The following is a 20,232-nucleotide window of genomic DNA, read 5'->3' on the forward strand; positions in this document are numbered from 1 at the left end:
TCCTCGCAAACACCCCTTCATTACTCCGAGCGTAAACTTTTTACCGGGTTTGCCAAAGCTGCTTTAACTGCCTGAAAACTGATAGTAATAAATGCAATCAATATTGATATTGTACCGGCCAATATAAAAACCGTCCAGCTGATGTTTATTTTGTAGGCAAAGCCCTGCAACCAGTTATTCATCATATACCAGGCAACAGGTGATGCAATTAATATGGCTATTAATACCAGTTTAATAAAATCGGTAGCTAAAAGGCCGATTACGCCACTTACGCTTGAGCCTAACACTTTGCGTATACCAATTTCGCGGGTGCGTACCTGCGCTGTATAAGCGGCTAAGCCTAACAGCCCAAGGCACGATATAAATATGGCTATACCTGCAAAATAATTGAACAATACACCTTGCTGTTGTTCGCCCTTATACAGGCTGTTAAACGTATCATCTAAAAAGTAATAACTGAATGGGTATTCACCATTATATTGTTTAAACTGCTCCCCTGCTGCGCGGATGGCCTTTTGTGCATCCTTGCCGGTTGTTTTAATATAGATAGTGCTTAAGTTATTAGTGAAGTAGTAAAATACTGACGGTGCTATCTTCTCTTTCATTGATGCGTAATGAAAGTCTTTAACAACGCCAATTATTGTTCCGTCGGTGTTCCACATCTTAAAACGTTTGCCTATAGGGTTTTTGATCCCCGCTTCTTTAACGGCCGTTTCGTTTAAAATAAAGTGGGCCGAATCTGCAACAGCGCCCGTAAAACCGGCGCCCTGCACCATTTGCATTTTAAACGCACCTATAAAATCTTTATCAATAGCTAAAGGGTGTACAATAAAGGTTTGGCCCTGTGCCTTGCCGTCCCAATCGTTATTGCCCGAGATGCTTCCATTATCAATTACGTTTGACGATGAGCGCGTAACACTCAGCACACCGGGCTGCTTTAATAACTCGTTGCGTACTGCATCATAATGTTTACCCATATCACGCATCCAGAAAGCAAGCGTGTGGCTCTTGTCATACCCTAATTGTTTTGAGCGGATAAAATTTAGCTGGCTGGTAATAACCAATGTGCCTACAATCAATAATACCGAAAACGAGAATTGGGTAACCACCAATATCTTGCGAAACATTACATCGCCAATTTTGGCAGATATTTTACCCTTTAATGCCTTAAGCGGCTCGAATGATGAAAGCATCAGGGCCGGATAAATACTGGAAGCAGCCAGCGTACCAAGTATGGTGAGCAGTATAATATACCAAACATGCAGGTTTGTGAGGTCAAATACAAGTTGCTTATTGGCAACCTGGTTAAATACCGGGATCACTATTTTGATAAGCCCTAAAGCTAAAACTGTAGCTAACGAAAACAGCAAAGCAGTTTCAATGATGAACTGTATGAAAAGGTGGGCTTTTGCTGCACCTAATATTTTGCGCATGCTTATCTCTTTCGCGCGCAACATAGATCGTGCGGTGGATAAATTAACATAATTGATGCAGGCAATAACTAATATTACCAATGCTATTATAATAAATATCCTTACCGTTTCCATCCCTTTGTTTGTACCATCAGCATTGTATAAATGCATTTGTGCAAGAGGTTGCAGCAGGTATTCTACATCGGTATCATCGGCTTTATGGGCGATGTGGATATTGAATAGTTTGGCAGAAAGGCTTTTTAATGACGTGCCGGGTTTTAGCAGGAAGTAAGTTTCGTACCCAAAATTGCTAAAATTACTGTTTACATCAACATTATTAGCAAGCGCATCCTTTACATGATAGCTCATCGGCATGATCATGTCATAGTCCATCCGCGAGTTTTTAGGGAAATCGTTTATCACGCCGCTAACCGTGAAATTTACCTTACCATCCGCCCTAATCACTTTACCAATAGGGTTTTCATCCCCAAAGAATTTTTTGGCGGTTTTACGGGTTATTACCACAGAATTATCATCGGTAAAAGGTTTGGCCGTATTACCCTGAACAACAGGGAAATCAAATATGGAAAAAAGCGATGGGTCTGCGAAAACCACTCTTTCATCCCCAAAAGTTTTGTCCTGATACTTGTATAGTGAGAAGATGTAATTGCCAGTTATACGTACCTGGTCTTTAACTTCGGGTAACTGTTGTTTGGCTAAAGGGCCTATAGGCGCAACATCCACTGTCCATATCTGCCTGCTGGCACCGGTACCGCCAAATATTTCAACCCGGTAAATATCAGCGCCTTTTTTGTGGAAGCTATCAAAACTCAGCTCGTCCTGTACCCATAAGAGTATCAGGATGCCAACCGCTAAACCAAGTGTTAAGCCAGATATATTAATAATGGAATAAAACTTGTTCTTTATTAAATTTCTCCAAGCCGTTTTTAAATAGTTCCTTATCATACCCTTAAATTTTAAATCAAACGCTACTAAACCCTACTCACTGCGTAAACTCTTAACCGGGTTTGCCAAAGCAGCTTTAACCGCCTGGAAACTCACCGTTACTATTGATAGCAGCGTTGTTACAAAAGCGGCAATAGCAAACACCCATACACTTATATTTACTCTGTAGGAATAAGTTTGCAACCAGTGTTCCATGCTATACCAGGCTATTGGCGTAGCTACTAAAAACGCTATACCAACCAGTTTCAGAAAATCTTTTGACAGCATTGTGGTTACCCCAAGTACAGATGCCCCCAATACTTTACGCACACCAATCTCTTTAATGCGGTTTTGGGCCATGTAGGTAGCTAAACCAAACAAACCAAGGCATGATATAAATATGGTTAACCCGGCAAACAAGGAGGCCAGTGTGCCCACGCGTTGCTCGTCGGCAAATTTTTTGTTGTACTCTTCGTCAACAAAATGGTATTCAAACGGGTACTCTGAGTTATATTTTTTGAACACGGCCTCGGCCAGTTTAAGGTTCTCGGCTGTGGTGTTCTTTTCGTTTAGTTTGTAATGGATCACATTGAACCAAGCGCTTGGCCCCTGGATGATCATTTGTTTTACAGGCTCGTACGGCGATTGCAGGATGAAATCTTTAACAACACCTACAATGGTAAGCTTACGGTCGCCGTTCATAACGGTTTGCCCGATGGGGTTCTTAAACTTCATGAGTTTAAGCGAAGCCTGGTTTATCAGGATAGCCGATGAATCTGAAGGGTAGTTTTTGATATCGATATCCCGGCCATCAATAATTTTAAGGTTCATGGTTTTGCTGAAATCGCCATCAACATTAAACATATTAAAGTCTATCTTGGTATTTGGGTCTTTACCCTGCCACGAAAATCCCCACGAGTCGCTCCAGCCTTCGGTCATTGGCGCGCTGGTTTTGGTCACAGCACTTGCTGCCCCGCTTGTTAGCAGCTCGTTACGGATAAGCTGATAGTTTTTTTCGATGTTACCCTGCATAAAGGTATACGCCAGGTTATTCTTTTTATAGCCAACATCACGGTTTTGCGCGTAATCGAGCTGCTCGCGTACAATGATGGTTGATATAATCAACACAATGGCAAAAGTAAACTGCGTTACAACCAAAATTTTGCGTGGCGAAAATACCGCATTAGCAGCCTTAAATGTGCCTTTTAATACTTTTACAGGTGCAAATGACGACAGGTACAAAGCAGGATAACTACCTGATAACACGCCAGTAAACAAGATGAATGTTACCACTATAAGCCAGAATACAGGGCTGGCAAATGGTATAAATAATTGTTTTTCGGTAAGGGTATTAAATGGCGGCAGGAATATATACACGATGATGAGGGCAACAATGCCGGCAAGTAAAGCTATCATCACTGATTCGCCCATAAACTGGGCTATCAAGCTGCCTTTACCGGCACCAACTACTTTGCGGATACCTACCTCTTTAGCCCTTTTCTCGCTGCGGGCGGTACTTAGGTTCATGAAATTTATACAGGCAATAAGCAAAATAAAAACGGCTATTATACTGAATAATTTAATGGTGGTTATTCGTCCGCCTACAATCTGGCCGTTTTCGAATTTTGAATAAAGCCGCCATTTACTTGCCGGATGCGCAAATACATCAATATCCTTAACTTCGGATTGTGAGCGTGTTATGTTTTTTACCTGCTTATCAAAATACGTTTCAGTTACACCGGGCCTTAAAACAACGTAAGTAGCTACTGAGTTGTTCCCCCAGTTTTTATCAACACCGCCATTCGTTTTTTCCCAATATTTCCAGGTCATCAGGTATTCAAAGCCAAACCGGGTATTATTTGGCAGATCCTTCATTACGCCGCTTACTGTGAAGTAGTCAACACTATCAATTTTAACGGTTTTGCCCAATGCATTTGTGTTACCAAACAGCTTTATAGCCGTTTTTTCGGTAAGCACAATGCTTTTCATATCATTTAAAGCAGTTTTAGGGTTTCCATGTATAAGCGGGAAACTGAACATGGTCAGAAAATCGGGGTCGGTAAAAGACCCGGGAAGGGTTAGGTGTTTATCGCCAATAGTAAATAAAAAGTTAGCTCTTAGTATACGTGCGGCCTGCTCCACCTGTGGGTAATTCTGTTTCAGGGCTGCCATCATTGGTTTAGGCGTGTTACCCCAGGCCCATATTTCCCCCTCAATTTTCGACCGGTTGTACATTTGGTAAAGGCGGTCTTTTTTCTCGTGGAACTGGTCATAACTGGCTTCGTTTTGCACCCAAAAAAGTATAAGCGCTGCGCTGGCCATACCAACTGCTAAACCTGCAATATTTATAATGGTGAAACTTTTGTTTTTCAACAAGTTACGCCAGGTTATCTTTAAGTAATTTTTGAACATAGGAATCCTCATTTAAAGGCAAATCTCAAGCTAACCCCTCCGCTTTTATCAAGCGGAGAGGTAGGCAGGAGGCACACTTAACTATATTAAATTAAACTAAAAGGTACGGTTTTATACCATAATGTTCTCCATTACAGTTTGCCCATCCAACAGGCGGATGATGCGGTGGCTGTAACGGGCATCATGTTCAGAGTGGGTAACCATTATAATGGTAGTCCCTTGTTCGTTCAGGTCGGTTAGCAGTTCCATTACATCGTTACCGTTGCTGCTATCCAGGTTACCTGTTGGCTCATCCGCAAGGATCAGTTTTGGTTTGTTAACAACCGCACGGGCAATAGCCACACGCTGTTGCTGACCACCCGATAGTTGTTGCGGGTAGTGGTTGCGGCGATGCATGATCTGCATTTTGTCAAGCACTTCTTCTACCCTTTTAACACGCTCTGAAGCGCTTACGCCGGTGTAGATCAAAGGCAGTTCAACGTTTTCAAATACAGTTAACTCATCAATAAGGTTAAAGCTCTGAAAAACAAACCCGATGTTGTGCTTACGCAGATCGGCACGTTTACGCTCATTAAAATGAGCCACTTCGATACCGTTAAATACATAGCTGCCTTCATCCGGATCGTCCAGCATCCCCAGAATGTTTAACAGGGTTGATTTACCGCAACCAGACGGGCCCATGATGGCCACAAATTCGCCGGTATCAACATGCATCGAAAGCTTGTTTAGCGCGATGGTTTCTACCTCTTCGGTGCGGTAAAATTTCTCAAGTTCTGTAATTTTAATCATTTGGCCTCCCCAGCTTCCGCGCCTTCGCGCAGAAGCCTTTTTGTTAAATTGTGATTTATATTTTTTTTATGTTCAATTTCTATTTCTCTGTTTACAAGACGCATCTCTTACAAGAAGGTTACACGCCACCGCTACTTTTTAAGTACCAGTTCCTGTATGTCGCCGTAGTTCTCGTAACTTGAGGTAATTACCTTGTCGCCTGGTTTTAAGCCCTTCAATAACTCATAGTTATCGGTATTATACCTGCCTATTTGTATGTCGGTTTTGTAAGCTGTTTTACCATCTTCGCTCACTTTAAATATCCAGTTACCACCTGTTTGCTGGTAGAAACCACCTTTAGGTAACAATAGCGCGGTTGTTTCATCACTTAAAGCTAAGCGTATTTGCAGGGTTTGCCCTTTACGGATACCTTTTGGCACTTCGCCTTCAAATTGCATATCAACTTTAAAACGGCCATTGGTAACCTGTGTATAAACCTTTTTAATAACCAGTTTGTAAGTTTTATCAGCAAAGCTAAAATCACCTTTTAACCCGGCATACACGCGTGACAGGTAGTGTTCTTCCACATCAACCTGCACCTTAAAGCCGTTTTGCGCATCCAATTGGCCCAGGTGTTCACCTTTATTTTTGTTTTGGCCAACCTCAGCATCTAAAGATGTTAACTGCCCGTCAATAGGCGCCCTTAAGGTTAAGCTGGAAACTTTTTTACGCATCAGCGTTAATGCGGATTTCATTTGCGCGTAGTGCTCCTGGGCTTGCAAATCCTGTTGTTTAATAAGGGCTGTATCTTGTTTTAAGATCTGTGTGGTTAAACGTTTGCGGCGCAGGGCGTAATCGTAAGCGTTTTTGGCTGCCTGATATTCCTGCAAACCGATAGCTTTTTGTTCGAAAAGTTTTTTATCAAGCAGATAAATACGCTCTGCTTCTTTATAAGCGTTATCAACATCGGCCATTTGGTTAAGCTTGGTTATGGTATTTTGCTGGGCGTTGTTATGCGCTATCTGCATTTGTGTTTGCTCACCAAACACAGCCGATTCCTGTGTTGCCAGATTTAGCTCTTCATCAATATTACTTAGCTTTAAAATTGGATCGCCTTTTTTTAACATAGCACCATCATCCACAAATCTTTCTTCAACCTGCCCGCCTTCTACCGCGTCAAGGAATATCGTATTCAATGGCATTACCACCCCGTTAACCGGAATAAATTCCTGGAAGGCGCCCTTTTTAACTTCGCTTATGGTGATACGCTCGGTATCAACGTTTAACTTGCTTTTACCGGAGGTAAAAAATATGCTGCCGGCAACCAAAACCACAACACCCGCAATACCTGCTATGGTCATCAGGCGCTTAGTGCTCCATTTCTTTTTTTGTATAACTCTATCCACTGTGTTTAATAATATTTGGTAAATGAATACAAAAACACATGCCACAAATTAAACAACTGTATTTCAGTTAATTAAATACAAAAGCCGATATTGTACCGTACGCTTCTGTTACAGCAAGTGTTCGGTTATGATACAATGTGTTTTTTGGCCCTGCAACCAACCATTCGCTAATCATAGTTGATAATCAATATTATCCTTAATATAAGCTAAATGGTACGATATTTCGTATCAAAATATTAAATTGCAAGGGTTATATTAAGCACTTTGTGTGCTGCTAACCACCAACTAATTACCTTATATATACATGATACTTAAAAAAGCAACCGTTTTAATTGTTGATGACGACCCGGATGTACTTACGGCTGTTAAGTTATTACTTAAAACAGAAACCCAGGAAATTATAACCGAGAAAAACCCGGAGAATTTAAACTCGCTGCTGCAACGTAACCAGGTTGACCTTGTTTTGCTGGATATGAACTTTAACAGCGCCATTAATACAGGTAACGAAGGCATTTACTGGCTGCGTAAAATAAAGGAATGGAAGCCAAACATATGCGTTATTATGATAACCGCTTATGGTGATATTGATTTGGCGGTGCGCTCACTAAAAGAAGGAGCTAATGATTTTGTGGTAAAACCATGGCACAACGAAAAGCTGATAGACACGATCAAAGACCTGCTTGATAAAAAAGAGGACGGCGGCGGAAAATCAAACAAAGCATCAGCCAAAGGCACAGCCGGGCAAACCTCTATCCTGGGCGACTCGGAAGTGATGGAGGATATATTCCATAAGGTAAATAAGATAGCCCCTACCGATGCCAATATCCTGATACTGGGCGAGAATGGTACAGGTAAGGATTTGATGGCCAAGGCTATTCACGAACGATCGTTACGTGCCGATAAACCTTTTGTAAAAGTGGATGTAGGCGCACTAACCGACTCTTTGTTTGAGAGCGAACTGTTCGGCCATAAAAAGGGGGCTTACACCGATGCCCGCGAAGACCGTATGGGTCGTTTTGAGGAAGCCGAAGGCGGCACCTTGTTTTTAGATGAGATAGGTAACATCAGCCTGCAGCAGCAGGCTAAACTGCTAACAGTTTTACAAAACAGGCAGGTTACACGCCTGGGTACCAACAAAGCTATTGATATAAACATCCGCCTGATATGTGCTACCAATGTGCCCCTGCAAGACCTGGCGAACGAGAATAAATTCAGGAAGGATTTGATATACCGTATAAACACCGTAGAGATAAATATGCCGCCTTTGCGCAAACGCGCCGAGGATATTGTTGTACTGGCCAAACATTTTGCCAAAATGTACAGCAATAAATATTTAAAACCTGCTGCTGATTTTGATAATACGGCATTAACCAAATTACGCAGCTACAGCTACCCGGGTAACGTGCGCGAATTGCAATACACTATTGAGCGTGCCGTGATCATGGCGGACGACCCACTGCTGAAAGCTGATGACCTGATCTTCTCTGTGCTGGAATCGCCGGGAGAAAACATTATTAATGAGGACAATATCCAGTTAAGCACCCTTGAAAAAAACGCCATATTGCGCGTTATTGATAAGCATAACGGCAATATTACCCGTGCCGCAAAAGAATTAGGTTTAACCCGTACCGCCCTGTACCGCAGACTAAGCAAATATGATATTTAACCGTTACGAATGGCGGCTGGTGCTGCGTGTGCTTTTTCTGTTTATTGCTGTAACGGCTACCGTACTGGCAGTGGTAAAAAGCGATGGCGTGCCTTTATACGCCGTTATAACCGTGCCGTTGGTGGTATATTCTGTGCTTGATCTGATCCGTTTTAATAAAAAGGCGCAGGACGAGGTAAACCAGTTTGTAGAGTCTATCCACTACCGCGATTTTTCCAGGCATTTTGATGTGCGCAAAGCGCCGAATGAATTAAAACCCCTGCGCAAAGGGTTTAACGATATTAACACCACCTTTAAACTGATTAGCCGCGAACGCGAAACCCAGTATCATTATTTGCAAAAGATATTAGAGCTGGTAGATACCGGCATTTTGAGCTATGAGGAAGAAACCGGCGAAATCAGCTGGATAAATGAGGCTTTTAAATCGCTTATCAGCATTCCTTATTTAAAAACCATCCATTCACTCGAAAAACGGGAGCCTCTTTTATACAAAGATGTAGTAAAACTTAAACCGGGCGATGCCAGCGTACTAACCATAACCCGCGACCAGCAGCAGGTAAAAATGCTTGTTACCGCCAGTATTATGCGCAGCGACGAAAAGATGTATAAACTTATCGCCTTCCAGAACGTGAGTGAAGCCCTTGATGAAACGGAATCAAAAGCATGGTCGAAGTTGTTGAACGTAATGACGCATGAGATCATGAACTCGGTTGCACCGATCTCTTCCCTTGCCGATACACTAAAAAATCGTCTGCAAAGCCCGGAAATAGCTGATAGTATAGGCAGCAGTGATCTGGAAGATATTTCACTTGGCATCGATACCATTAAACGCCGCAGCGAGGGCCTGCTTAAATTTACCGAGAGCTACCGTAGCTTAAACAAAATAACCAAGCTTGATCTGAACAAGCTGTTGGTACGCAATATTTTCGAGAACCTGGCCAGCCTGATGCGACCGACACTCGAGAAAAAGAACATCGAACTGGAAATTATCCTGCGCGACCCTGCACTGGCCATAGCTGCAGATATAAACCTTTTAGACCAGGTAATGATAAACCTGCTGGTAAATGCTATTGAAGCGGTTAAAGACCGTGAGGAGCCACGCATTACGCTAAGTGCCGAGGTACAAAGTAATAGCCGCACGCTGGTAAAAGTTACCGATAACGGCCTTGGTATGCCGCCCGAACTGCTGGATAAGATCTTTATCCCTTTCTTTAGCACCCGTAAAACAGGTAGCGGTATAGGCTTAAGCCTTTGTAAGCAGATAATGCTGCTGCATAAAGGCAATATCCAGGTACAATCTACAGAAGGTAAAGGTTCGGTGTTTATTTTGCAGTTTGCCAACAATTAGGCGCTCTAGCTCTAAGTTACTCCAATATGTCATTGCGAGGACGTAGTGACGTGGCAATCTCCGAGGACAATCGGATGTGCTGAGATTGCCACGCTATCGCTCGCGATGACATTACAATAAGAAATCCATGCCAAATAAAACCATCTTCGCTATATCCGGCAGCCTGCGTGCAGGTTCATCAAACCATAAGGTTTTAAAGTTTATTGGTACCTTGCTTCCTGTAGATATCAGTTATCATATCTATGATGGTTTAGCTACTATTCCTCCCTTTGATCCGGGTTTGGATAATGATACCCCGCCCCAACCGGTGACCGCATTAAGAGGCGCCATCACAAATGCAGATGCCGTTATCATTTGCACACCTGAGTATGCCTTTGGCATCCCGGGGCAATTAAAAAACGCGCTCGACTGGATGGTATCCAGCGCATCATTCTCGGGTAAGCCCACGGCTTTGGTTACGGCCTCAACCGTTGGCGAAAACGCTCATGCAGCCCTGCTAAAAGTATTGGGTGCCATTGATTGTGATATAATTGAAGGGGGCACATTGCTTATACCCTACATCCGCTCAAAAATGGATGCTGAGGGAAATATTACTGATAGCGATGTTGAAAGTAGTTTAAAACATTTAACATATAAACTACTGAAAGCCATCGCATAATCTATTCTCATTTACTAAATTGCTTTAAAATTTATCACCATGAAAAAATCACTGCTAATACTGTTTGTATTATTTACTGTTAAATCGGGATTTGCCCAAACTGCCACCATGCCGGCAAGCGAAACTATTTTGAAAGACGCCTACGCCAAAGCTGCAAAAGATAATAAAAAAGTGATGCTGATATTCCACGCTTCGTGGTGTGGCTGGTGTAAAAAGATGGAAGCTTCGCTTAACGACCCGATGGTAAAGAAAATGTTTGACGATAACTATGTGACAGCCAAACTTGATGTTATGGAGCAACCCGCTAAAAAAGACCTGGAGAACCCTGGTTCGTTAGAGGTGATGACAAAGCTTAAGGGTGAAAAATCGGGCCTGCCGTTTTGGGTAGTACTTGATGCAAAAGGCAAGGTTTTAGGCGACAGCCAGGTAAGGCCCGCGGGGGCATCATTAGATACCTATGGCGAAAATGTTGGTTGCCCTGCCAGTAAAGAAGAGGTTGCTTTTTTTACCAAATTACTAAAAGCCACATCTAAATTGAATGATGGGCAATTAGCTATAATAGCTAATCGCTTTGCGCAAAACCAACCCGCACCGGCGCCAAAACCTGCTGCACCTGTTTCGCCGGCTACGGTAGGTTCTAAATAATAATTAATAGTGTCTACCCTCCCGTCATTGCGAAGCGTGGCAATCTTTGATAGAACAATCGGCTACATACATGTCGAAGATTGCTCGTGCCTCGCAATAACGCGTGGGTTTATATTTAGCGTTGCTTTGCTCCTAATTCCTCGGGTGGAACTCAATTATCGTACTCTTTAAATACTCCCTGTCCAGGTGGGTATAGATCTCTGTTGTTGTGATACTTTCGTGGCCCAGCATTTCCTGAACAGCGCGCAGGTCGGCGCCGCCTTCAACCAGGTGGGTGGCAAACGAATGGCGAAAAGTGTGCGGACTAATGTCCTTCCGTAACCCGGTTAACTCCGCCAGTTGCTTTACCAGCATAAAAATGTAAACCCGGCTAAGCCTGCTGCCCCGGCGGTTTAAAAATACCAGGTCTTCCTCTCCCTTTTTTATATCGATATGTACACGTACCTGCTCTGTCCATATCTTAAGTGCCTTTAATGCTTCGCCACCAATGGGTACCAATCGCTCTTTACTGCCCTTGCCTGTTACTTTTATAAATTCAATATCCGGATGAATGTTAGATAGCTTCAGCTCCGTTAATTCAGATACGCGCAAACCACAACCATACATCACTTCTAATATAGCTTTGTTGCGGGTGCCCTCGGGTTTAGAAAGATCAATAGCTGCAATCATTTTATCAATATCATGGATGCTCAGGGTATCAGGTAGCTTGCGTTGGATCTTGGGTGTCTCTAATAATTCGGATGGATCGGCAGGTATCAGGTCTTCAATAAGCAGGTATTTATAGAAAGCTTTGATGCCCGATATAATGCGCGATTGTGTGGAGGGTATCATGCCCAATTCGTTCACCCAGTTAATAAAACCGCGCAGATCATGTAAAGAAAATTCTGTAGGTGATTTTTTATTTAACTGTAAATCAGAGTATTGATATAACTTTTCTAAATCATTACTATAAGCATTGATAGAATTTGGCGCCAATGAGCGCTCCAGTTTCAAATAAGCTTTAAATCCTTTTATTGCCCTTGGCCAGTCCAATTGATTTTAGTTTTAACGTTTTATACTTAAGTTTGAACAAATGAATATACAAATTATAAACGGGCCAAATTTAAACCTGCTTGGCGTACGCGAAAAATCTATATACGGCAGTGCTGATTTTGAAAGCTACCTTGCCGAATTGCAAAACCATTTTACAAACATCACCATTAATTATTATCAAAGTAATGTTGAGGGCGAAATTATAAACAAACTGCACGAGGTTGGTTTTAGCTATGATGGTATTGTATTAAATGCAGGTGCTTATACCCATACTTCTATAGCCATTGCCGATGCAATAGCAGCTATCAAAACACCAACTATTGAGGTGCATATCTCTAACGTTTACAAACGGGAGGAGTTCAGGCACCATTCTATGCTGGCAGCCAGCTGTAAAGGCGTTATAGCGGGGTTTGGGATGCACTCGTACAGGCTGGCTATTGAGAGTTTGTTGCTGAAGTATTAAATCAGGAAGATACTAAAACTAAACAGCCGCTTAGCTGTATATAAATTCGAAATTACCCCTGCAATGAATAAAGTATTTAAAATAGTCACCCTACTCCTGTTCGTACTTACTTTATTTGTGGCCGATGGGTTTTCACAAGGCAAACGAAAACCTCAATCGGTACGCGATTCCTTGCGCCACGCCATTTTGCGCCGCGATTCGATGATGCGGACGTTCAAAAAATCCGACACATCAATCAACAACCTGTTGCAAAAGGTTGAGTATTACACTTCATCATTCAATCAGATCAAAACCAGCCTGTCGCGCAATATTGATACGGTTGATATCAGCCAGAAGCTCCCCTCTTTTGAGAGCCGCATCAGCCTTATCAAAAAACTGATTGATGACGACCGCTCAAGCACCCTCCGTTATCTTTACGCTATCCGCGATATACTTACCCGCAGCGATGACCAGCTTGACCTTTGGCAGGATAAACTGGCCGATATAAATACCAAACTGGTACAAAACCAGAACGAGCTGGCCTCCATGGATAAGGATTCATCGTTAAAAATAATCCCATCAGACAGCAGCTTGCGCGACACTTATCTTGAACAGAAGATAGCTTTAGAAAGTAAACATTACCGCCTGGATACCACCAATAAAAAACTGTTACTTAAAGTTGGTTTGCTGCAAAACCGCGTCTCTTCGGTTTATATTTCACTGCTGGACCTGAAAGACCAGATAGATATCAAGATCCGCGAGTTTAGCATACAGGCACTAAGCGACGAGGACAACAGCATTTGGGAAATGGATAAGAACACGGAAAGCACCTTTGGCACAGCGCTTACCAAAACTGTAAGTATGAACACTAAGCTGTTCACCTTTTTCTTAACCCGCGATCCCTTCATCCATTTTTCGGGATTACTTATTTTAGTATTATTCTTTAGCTGGATCTACACCAACAGGCGCAAAGTTTTACGGGTTAAGGAGTCGCCGCAGGGGGTATTTAGCCACGCCAAATATGTGTCGCTGTACCCCATTACCTCAGCTGTAATTGTGGCCTTTGCCATAGTACCCAATTTTTACGACCATCCGCCTGTTATCGTGCTCGAGCTATTTTTCCTGGTGCTGATACTGGCTATACTTTACCTGGTTAAAAAAACGTGCCCGCAAAAATTGTTTAGGTACCTGCGTGTAATGTTCTGCCTGGCATTTGTTTATAGCTTTAGCAACCTGTTTGTAGAGGTATCAAACACCGATAGGGTTATTGTATTGATACTGGCGCTTATTGCAACTATCGTAAGCTACCGCTTTTATAAAGAGGTTAAAAAAGCTCCGGAAGATTACCTGCCTTATACCAGGATCATCCTTAAAATATTTATAGTGTTGCAGGGTGTAGCTTTCGTACTAAATGCCTTTGGCAGGGTTACCCTATCTAAAATAATTGGCGTTACAGCCATATACAACTTATGGCTGGCTTTAGGCATGTACTACCTGGTACAGATAATAATGCAAAGCCTGTTCCTGCAGTTAGAGGCCAACAAAAATAGCAATGGTATAAGCTCGTTCATTGATTTTAAATTACTGCAAAATAAGTTCAGGAGCTTTTTAACCATACTGGCAAGCGTACTGTGGTTTATTATGCTTTTCCAGAATTTAAGTGTGGAAGATGCTGTATTTGACGGTTTAGGGAAATTCCTGACGGATAACCGCAGCCTGGGCGGCACCAATACAAGTTTTACTTTCCAAAGCATCATCATATTTATCGCGGTTATATGGCTATCGTCAGTAGCGGCGCGGATAATCAGCTACCTGTATGAGGTGGCCGGCAAGCACGCCAATGATATTGATGTACTGAAAAAGAAGAACCGTACCTCTACCCTGCTGATTAAATTAGGTGTTTTTTCGGTAGGCTTCCTGCTGGCTATAGCGGCTTCGGGTTTCCCGCTGGATAAGATCACCATCATTATCAGTGCTTTTGGTATAGGTATTGGTTTTGGCTTGCAGAACATTGTAAACAACCTGGTTTCGGGTTTGATACTGGCTTTTGAGAAACCTATACAGATAGGTGATATTATTGAGGTGGATAACCGATCGGGCACTATCATGGAAATTGGCATCCGTTCAAGTAAAATTGCTACCAGTGATGGCGCAGAGGTAATTATACCCAACGGCGACCTGATATCGCACCACGTGATCAACTGGACACTGAGTAATAATAACCGCCGTATAGAGCTAATCATCGGCGTGGCCTATGGTTCGGATATTGATAAGGTAAAAACTATACTAACTAACCTGTTAGCCAACCGCGAGGAGATCATGGATAACCCGGCGCCGTTGGTATTTGTGCATAATTTAAATGAAAATTCGGTTGATTTCAGGCTTTTGTTTTGGGCCGCTGATATTGGTACGTGGTTATCGCTTAAAAGCAATGTACTGACAGATATTTACGCCACCTTTGATAAAGAAGGCATCGAGATCCCATTCCCGCAGCGCGACCTGCATTTGAGGCTCACTAACGAGCAGCAGGAACTTTTTAAAAGGAAGAAGAAAAAGACACCCCCAGAGGAAACAGACACACCGCTTACGGACACCACAGATACCGATCTGCCGGATGCCGGTACGGGGCCAATAGCGCCAGATCAGTAAAATAAATTATAAAAGCGTGTCATTGCGAGCGATAGCGCGGCAATCTTACAGGACATTCGGATATGCTAAGATTGCCACGTCACTATGTTCCTCGCAACGACACGCTGGTTAGAAAGTTACCAACAATAAGAAATGTATTAATGCAGGTCCTTTTCAACCAGATCGGTAAACCTGGTCTTCTTATCCACAAAGAAATCCCAAACAATGCTGCGCGTATAAACACCGGTTAGCGTTTTAAAATTAATGCTGGCAGCCTGTTTCCGGTAAGCTTTTAACTTTTTACTTTTAACTCCCGACTTAAACAACCGGCGTACAAAATTTTGATGCGCCCTGCTTATAGCCCAGGCATCCTTGCGTTTACCTTCCATTAAAAAGCGCAGCAATGCCAGCAGGTCCATCCAAAACCTAAGGCCTATAACCCAAACAGCCCGCCAAAATGGTAAATTGTTCTTCAGCAACAACAGGTTGTTGCGGAAGTTAAGATACGTTTTAAAAGGGTTTTCGGCATTAAGCGTGCCGCCGCCAACGTGGTACACTACCGATTGCGGGCAATACATCACTTTGTAGCCCATGTTTTTTAAGCGCCAGCAAAGGTCAATCTCTTCCATGTGGGCAAAAAAGGTTTCATCAAAACCGCCGGCAAGGTCCCAAAGGTGTTTTTTAATGAACATGGCCGCACCCGATGCCCAGAACACCTCGCCAGCTTGCTCGTATTGGCCCTTATCCTCCTCTATATCGTAAAATATCCGCCCGCGGCAAAAAGGGTAGCCAAACTTATCAATAAAGCCACCAGCGGCCCCTGCGTGTTCAAAATGGGTTTGGTTATGATATGCTTTTATCTTTGGGGCGGCGGCAGCTATCCGCTCGTCGGTTTCCATTAGTGCAATAACGGGTTCTATCCAGTTGGGCTGCACTTCCACGTCCGAGTTTAGCAGGATATAGTAATCAGCTTCAACCTGTGCCAGCACACGGTTATAGCCACCTGTAAAGCCGTAGTTATCATTATTTTCAATGATCCTTACCGATGGGTAATTCTCCCGCAAAAACGCAACCGAATCATCTGATGAAGCGTTATCGCCTACCACAATATCCAGGTTGGGCCAGGTAGAGGCCTGTACGTATGGCAAAAAATCGCGGAGGTATTTAACGCCGTTCCAGTTTAATATTACAACAGCTACCTTGGGTGTGTTCATCATCTGTTAAAAATCCTCGGGCTTATATTTCCACCTGCGGTGGCTCCAAAGCCAGTATTGCGGGTTTTCCTGTATCATTTTTTCGAGGTAGTGCACATGCGCCTCGGTTATCTCATGGTCGGTAGTTTGTTTGGGATGCTCAATCAGCGGCACAAGTGTATAGGTATAATATCCACGTTTAACCCTGTCTATCCTGTAAAATAACACTACTGCATCCATCATTTTGGCCAGCTTTTCAATCCCAAGGAAAACTGCTGTAGGCTGGTTCAAAAAATTAGTAAAATAGTTTATTTCATGATAGTTTGGGGTTTGGTCGCTTACCAGCACGCTAAAAGTAAGTTCGTTTTTAAACGCTATCATGGTACGCAGGGTTTGCCTCATGGCCACCAGTATAGCCCCAAAACGTGCCCTAACCCGGTTAAACATGTCATTAAAAACCTCGTTGGTTTGGGGTTTGTAAACAATAATGCGCTTTTCGGTAGTTAACAAGCCAAAGGCCAGCGCGGCCATTTCCCAGTTGCAGTAATGCCCGGCTGCGGCTATAATGCTTCGGCCTTGTTTAAAATAATGGTTAACCAGTTCGGGGTTGGTGGGTTTCATACGCTTGCGCAGCGATTGCTCACTCACTGTTATCATTTTAATGGTTTCCATCATCAGGTCGGCCATGTAGCGGTAATAACGGCGCTCAATTTGCCTGCGTTCGGCCTCACTCCTTTCGGGGAACGAGTTTTTCAGGTTTGTCCAAACCACATCGCGCCGGTAGCGTATAATGTAGTACAAAAACAGGAAAATAACATCGGCTACGCCGTATAAAAACCAAAACGGCAACAGCGATACCAGGTATAAAAAAAATATACCCGTATTTAAAGCCGCTTTTCTTAACATTTTTCCCAATTTTGCCACAAACATAAAAAATATATATGATTGAGAACGGAGCTGTTTTACCTATGTTTTACCTGCCACCGGTAGATTTTTTTACAAAGCTTGCCGCTTTTAAGCCGGATGTGGTGTTTGAACAGGAGGAACATTTCCCAAAACAAACCTACCGTAACCGGGCAAACATCTACTCGCCCGACGGGGTGCAAACCCTTACCGTGCCTATTGTAAAAGGCTCAAAAAACCATACCAAAACAAAAGACGTTAGGATAAGCTATGATTTTAGGTGGCAGCGTGCGCACTGGATGGGTTTACAAACCTGTTACCGCCGCTCGGCTTATTTTGAGTATTACGAAGATGATTTTGCACCGTTCTACGAAAAGCAACCTGCCTTTCTGCTTGATTATAATGCCCAACTGCTGGAGTTATTGTTTCGCCTGCTAAAAATAAAACAGCAAATATTGTTTACCGATACCTACGAAGCCAGCTACCCCAATTTAAACGATCTGCGGAACGCCTTCAGCGCTAAAAACATACCGGATACTGAACAAAAGCCCTACTTTCAGGTTTTTGAAGAGCGTGAGGGGTTTTTAAAGAACCTGAGCATTGTAGATCTGTTATTTAACCAGGGGCCGCAGGCTGTAAATTATTTGTAATGGCAAATTATACCAAGCGTGTAAAGTATAAAAAACACAAACGTCACATCAATGTGGGGGCACGCCCCGGTTCTATCATTATCCCCGATGATGCCCTCCCCCCGCAAATCACCATCTTTTCCTTTAACCAGGACGACCTGCAAACCAGCAAGGGTAAGGATATGAAAACCATTACCCAGCAAATTGCCAAATGCACCGACCACACCCACTGGATAAAAATTAACGGCCTTGGCGATGCGCAGCTGATTGAAGATATAGGTATTTTTTTAGGTATAAACCAGCTGGTATTGGAGGATGTGGTGAACACCCACCAGCGCCCTAAGTTTGATGAGTATGATGGCTACGTGTTTGGCACCAGCCGCATCATTTATTTTAACAGTGAAAACGAACTGGTGAACTGCCAGTTTAGCGGGATAGTTAAAGACAACATCATCATCAGCTTTGAGGAGAGCCACCGCGATTATTTTGAAGTGGTTACCACGCGTTTAAAGGCCGGTAAAGGCACCATCCGTACAGGCGGGCCTGGTTATATATTTTACGCCCTAACAGATACTATACTGGATAATTACTTTGTGCTGCTATCGCAATTAGGCGATATGATAGACCAAACCGAGGATAAGCTTTACCAAAGCCCCGATAAAACCATCATGTTTGATGCACAGCAGCTCAAGCGCACGCTCATCACCATTCGCCGTGCCTGCTGGCCCGAGCGCGATAAGATAAATGATATGATCCGTAGCGAAAGCCCGGAGATAACAAAAGATATCAAACTGTTTTTACGCGATGCATACGACCATTGCATCCAGGCCATGGATATGGTGGAAAGCTACAAGGAGGTTACCAGCAGCATTATTGACCTGTACCTGAGTATGGTGAGCAACCGTATGAACGAGATTATGAAGGTGCTGACCATTATCTCTGTAATATTCATCCCCCTAACCTTTATTGCCGGCATCTACGGGATGAATTTTAGCAGGCAAGACGACCATGGCCATGTAATAAAAGACAATATGCCTGAACTATACGTACAACATGGCTATGTGTATGCCCTCATCGGTATGTTTCTGATCGGCTTGTTCCAGTTGTTTATCTTCTGGAAAAAGGGCTGGTTCAATAAGTTGTAAGCAACCTATGGAAGCCATTAAATTTTCGGAAAAGATAACGATCAACAGTTCGGCACAAGTTATTTTTGATTATACGCAAGATTATAAGAACCGCCTTACCTGGGATACCTTTCTGAAAAGGGCCGACCTGATAAACGGTGCTACCCAAGCAGGCAAAGGTGTAAGAGCCTGGTGCGTGGCTCATAACGGACTGGGGATGGAAACCGAATACGTAACTTTTACCCCGCCAAAAGTTACCGCTATAAAAATGACCCGCGGCCCGTATTTATTCAAGTTCTTCCTCGGTTCGTGGACGTTCAAAGAAACATTACCCAACCAAACCGAAGTAATGTTCTTATACACTTTCGAGCTTCGTTTTCCGTTTACGCCGGTTAAAAACTACGTTAAGCGCAACCTGCAAAAAAATGTAAGGCAACGATTGGCCGATCTAAAAAAATGTGTGGAGGCGGCATAGCCCTCATCGCTACCACGCCTCACCCGCCCACGCAAACCCTCCCTGACTGCTTTACAATGACAATTGTTACACTTCATTTAGCAGACTAACCTTAAACAATTATCCCTAATCATTATTTGCTCTTTACACAACAATCCTGTAGCTTTAAGGCAACTTAAACAACATTGAATGAAACACTTATCCTTAAAACTATTTGTTGCGGCATGTTTATTTAGCAGCGCCGGCGTTTTTGCACAATCGCCGGATACCGCTGTTTTTAACCGCATCCGTAAAGCAGAACTTTCATCTTCGCAGATACCAAAGATCGCACATTATTTAACTGATGTAGCCGGCCCAAGGCTTACCGCTTCGCCGGGTTATAAACGCGCGGCAACATGGGCAGTAGAAACCATGACCAAATGGGGACTTACCAACGCTAAACTGGAACCCTGGGGCGATTTTGGCAAACAATGGGACCTGCAGGAATTTAGTATCATTATGAAAGCGCCGTATACACAGCCCGTTATAGCCTACCCCAACCCGTGGAGCGCAAACACCAACGGCTTA

The 20,232-nt window shown here is 43.2% G+C and carries 16 protein-coding genes and 1 pseudogene; 10 read left to right on the top strand and 7 right to left on the bottom strand.

Annotation, left to right across the window (positions count from 1 at the left end):
- Positions 1 to 20 precede the first annotated feature (20 nt).
- From IDJ75_RS06885 to IDJ75_RS06900, 4 genes are all read right to left on the bottom strand, one after another.
- Positions 21 to 2,378 carry an ABC transporter permease gene (locus tag IDJ75_RS06885; protein WP_191174835.1) on the bottom strand — a complete coding sequence of 786 codons (2,358 nt, stop codon included), beginning with the start codon at positions 2,376 to 2,378 and terminating at the stop codon, positions 21 to 23.
- 33 nt (positions 2,379 to 2,411) lie between these two features.
- Positions 2,412 to 4,769: an ABC transporter permease gene (locus IDJ75_RS06890; protein ID WP_191174836.1), complete on the bottom strand. Its 2,358-nt coding sequence runs from the start codon at positions 4,767 to 4,769 to the stop codon at positions 2,412 to 2,414.
- Positions 4,770 to 4,880: 111 nt separating this feature from the next.
- Positions 4,881 to 5,558 (bottom strand): ABC transporter ATP-binding protein, encoded by a 678-nt coding sequence (locus IDJ75_RS06895; RefSeq protein ID WP_191174837.1) that lies wholly within the window; start codon positions 5,556 to 5,558, stop codon positions 4,881 to 4,883.
- Positions 5,559 to 5,689: 131 nt separating this feature from the next.
- Entirely contained in the window at positions 5,690 to 6,943 is a 1,254-nt protein-coding gene (locus IDJ75_RS06900; protein ID WP_191174838.1) for an efflux RND transporter periplasmic adaptor subunit, read from the bottom strand.
- A 304-nt stretch (positions 6,944 to 7,247) separates the two neighbouring features.
- Between IDJ75_RS06900 and IDJ75_RS06905 the strand changes: the two genes are divergently transcribed.
- From IDJ75_RS06905 to IDJ75_RS06920, 4 genes are all read left to right on the top strand, one after another.
- Entirely contained in the window at positions 7,248 to 8,609 is a 1,362-nt protein-coding gene (locus IDJ75_RS06905; RefSeq protein ID WP_191174839.1) for a sigma-54-dependent transcriptional regulator, read from the top strand.
- The gene (locus IDJ75_RS06910; RefSeq protein WP_191174840.1) at positions 8,599 to 9,957 is read left to right on the top strand and encodes a sensor histidine kinase; all 1,359 of its coding nucleotides are present in this window, start codon (positions 8,599 to 8,601) and stop codon (positions 9,955 to 9,957) included. Before IDJ75_RS06905 ends, IDJ75_RS06910 begins: the two co-directional genes overlap by 11 nt.
- 127 nt (positions 9,958 to 10,084) lie before the next feature.
- Positions 10,085 to 10,615, top strand: a complete 531-nt coding sequence (locus tag IDJ75_RS06915; RefSeq protein WP_191174841.1) for an NADPH-dependent FMN reductase — start codon at positions 10,085 to 10,087, stop codon at positions 10,613 to 10,615.
- 39 nt (positions 10,616 to 10,654) lie between these two features.
- Positions 10,655 to 11,260 carry a thioredoxin family protein gene (locus IDJ75_RS06920; RefSeq protein WP_191174842.1) on the top strand — a complete coding sequence of 202 codons (606 nt, stop codon included), beginning with the start codon at positions 10,655 to 10,657 and terminating at the stop codon, positions 11,258 to 11,260.
- A gap of 132 nt (positions 11,261 to 11,392) precedes the next feature.
- On the opposite strand, the gene xerD is transcribed toward IDJ75_RS06920, so the two are convergent.
- A complete protein-coding gene (gene xerD, locus IDJ75_RS06925) occupies positions 11,393 to 12,292 on the bottom strand; it encodes a site-specific tyrosine recombinase XerD (protein WP_191174843.1) in 900 nt (299 codons plus the stop codon).
- A gap of 40 nt (positions 12,293 to 12,332) precedes the next feature.
- Here xerD and aroQ point away from each other — a divergent pair, with 40 nt between their 5' ends.
- Both aroQ and IDJ75_RS06935 read left to right on the top strand, forming a co-directional pair.
- A complete protein-coding gene (gene aroQ, locus IDJ75_RS06930; RefSeq protein ID WP_191174844.1) occupies positions 12,333 to 12,755 on the top strand; it encodes a type II 3-dehydroquinate dehydratase in 423 nt (140 codons plus the stop codon).
- A gap of 63 nt (positions 12,756 to 12,818) precedes the next feature.
- Positions 12,819 to 15,383, top strand: coding sequence for a mechanosensitive ion channel family protein (locus IDJ75_RS06935; RefSeq protein WP_191174845.1), 2,565 nt, complete (start codon positions 12,819 to 12,821; stop codon positions 15,381 to 15,383).
- 137 nt (positions 15,384 to 15,520) lie between these two features.
- Here the strand turns inward: IDJ75_RS06935 and IDJ75_RS06940 are convergent, their stop codons facing one another.
- Positions 15,521 to 16,576, bottom strand: coding sequence for a glycosyltransferase family 2 protein (locus tag IDJ75_RS06940; protein WP_191174916.1), 1,056 nt, complete (start codon positions 16,574 to 16,576; stop codon positions 15,521 to 15,523).
- Between the two features lie 6 nt (positions 16,577 to 16,582).
- Entirely contained in the window at positions 16,583 to 17,461 is an 879-nt protein-coding gene (locus IDJ75_RS06945; RefSeq protein ID WP_191174846.1) for a lysophospholipid acyltransferase family protein, read from the bottom strand.
- 35 nt (positions 17,462 to 17,496) lie between these two features.
- Between IDJ75_RS06945 and IDJ75_RS06950 the strand changes: the two genes are divergently transcribed.
- From IDJ75_RS06950 to IDJ75_RS06965, 4 genes and pseudogenes are all read left to right on the top strand, one after another.
- A complete protein-coding gene (locus IDJ75_RS06950; RefSeq protein WP_191174847.1) occupies positions 17,497 to 18,108 on the top strand; it encodes a WbqC family protein in 612 nt (203 codons plus the stop codon).
- Entirely contained in the window at positions 18,108 to 19,232 is a 1,125-nt protein-coding gene (gene corA, locus IDJ75_RS06955; RefSeq protein ID WP_191174848.1) for a magnesium/cobalt transporter CorA, read from the top strand. Before IDJ75_RS06950 ends, corA begins: the two co-directional genes overlap by 1 nt.
- A gap of 7 nt (positions 19,233 to 19,239) precedes the next feature.
- Complete coding sequence (locus IDJ75_RS06960; RefSeq protein WP_191174849.1) at positions 19,240 to 19,686, top strand: type II toxin-antitoxin system RatA family toxin; 447 nt, start codon at positions 19,240 to 19,242, stop codon at positions 19,684 to 19,686.
- A 168-nt stretch (positions 19,687 to 19,854) separates the two neighbouring features.
- Positions 19,855 to 20,232 (top strand): annotated as a pseudogene (locus IDJ75_RS06965) (peptidase M28); the annotation flags it as partial.

The sequence above is a fragment of the Mucilaginibacter rigui genome, assembly GCF_014773275.1.
Taxonomy (GTDB): Bacteria; Bacteroidota; Bacteroidia; order Sphingobacteriales; family Sphingobacteriaceae; genus Mucilaginibacter; species Mucilaginibacter rigui_A.

Excerpts from the sequence above, each read along its gene's own strand:
- IDJ75_RS06885 (WP_191174835.1), bottom strand. The coding sequence starts at position 2,378 with ATGATAAGGAACTATTTAAAAACGGCTTGGAGAAATTTAATAAAGAAC.
- IDJ75_RS06890 (WP_191174836.1), bottom strand. The coding sequence starts at position 4,769 with ATGTTCAAAAATTACTTAAAGATAACCTGGCGTAACTTGTTGAAAAAC.
- IDJ75_RS06895 (WP_191174837.1), bottom strand. The coding sequence starts at position 5,558 with ATGATTAAAATTACAGAACTTGAGAAATTTTACCGCACCGAAGAGGTA.
- IDJ75_RS06905 (WP_191174839.1), top strand. The coding sequence starts at position 7,248 with ATGATACTTAAAAAAGCAACCGTTTTAATTGTTGATGACGACCCGGAT.
- IDJ75_RS06910 (WP_191174840.1), top strand. The coding sequence starts at position 8,599 with ATGATATTTAACCGTTACGAATGGCGGCTGGTGCTGCGTGTGCTTTTT.
- IDJ75_RS06915 (WP_191174841.1), top strand. The coding sequence starts at position 10,085 with ATGCCAAATAAAACCATCTTCGCTATATCCGGCAGCCTGCGTGCAGGT.
- IDJ75_RS06920 (WP_191174842.1), top strand. The coding sequence starts at position 10,655 with ATGAAAAAATCACTGCTAATACTGTTTGTATTATTTACTGTTAAATCG.
- aroQ (WP_191174844.1), top strand. The coding sequence starts at position 12,333 with ATGAATATACAAATTATAAACGGGCCAAATTTAAACCTGCTTGGCGTA.
- IDJ75_RS06935 (WP_191174845.1), top strand. The coding sequence starts at position 12,819 with ATGAATAAAGTATTTAAAATAGTCACCCTACTCCTGTTCGTACTTACT.
- IDJ75_RS06940 (WP_191174916.1), bottom strand. The coding sequence starts at position 16,576 with ATGAACACACCCAAGGTAGCTGTTGTAATATTAAACTGGAACGGCGTT.
- IDJ75_RS06945 (WP_191174846.1), bottom strand. The coding sequence starts at position 17,461 with ATGTTAAGAAAAGCGGCTTTAAATACGGGTATATTTTTTTTATACCTG.
- IDJ75_RS06950 (WP_191174847.1), top strand. The coding sequence starts at position 17,497 with ATGATTGAGAACGGAGCTGTTTTACCTATGTTTTACCTGCCACCGGTA.
- corA (WP_191174848.1), top strand. The coding sequence starts at position 18,108 with ATGGCAAATTATACCAAGCGTGTAAAGTATAAAAAACACAAACGTCAC.
- IDJ75_RS06960 (WP_191174849.1), top strand. The coding sequence starts at position 19,240 with ATGGAAGCCATTAAATTTTCGGAAAAGATAACGATCAACAGTTCGGCA.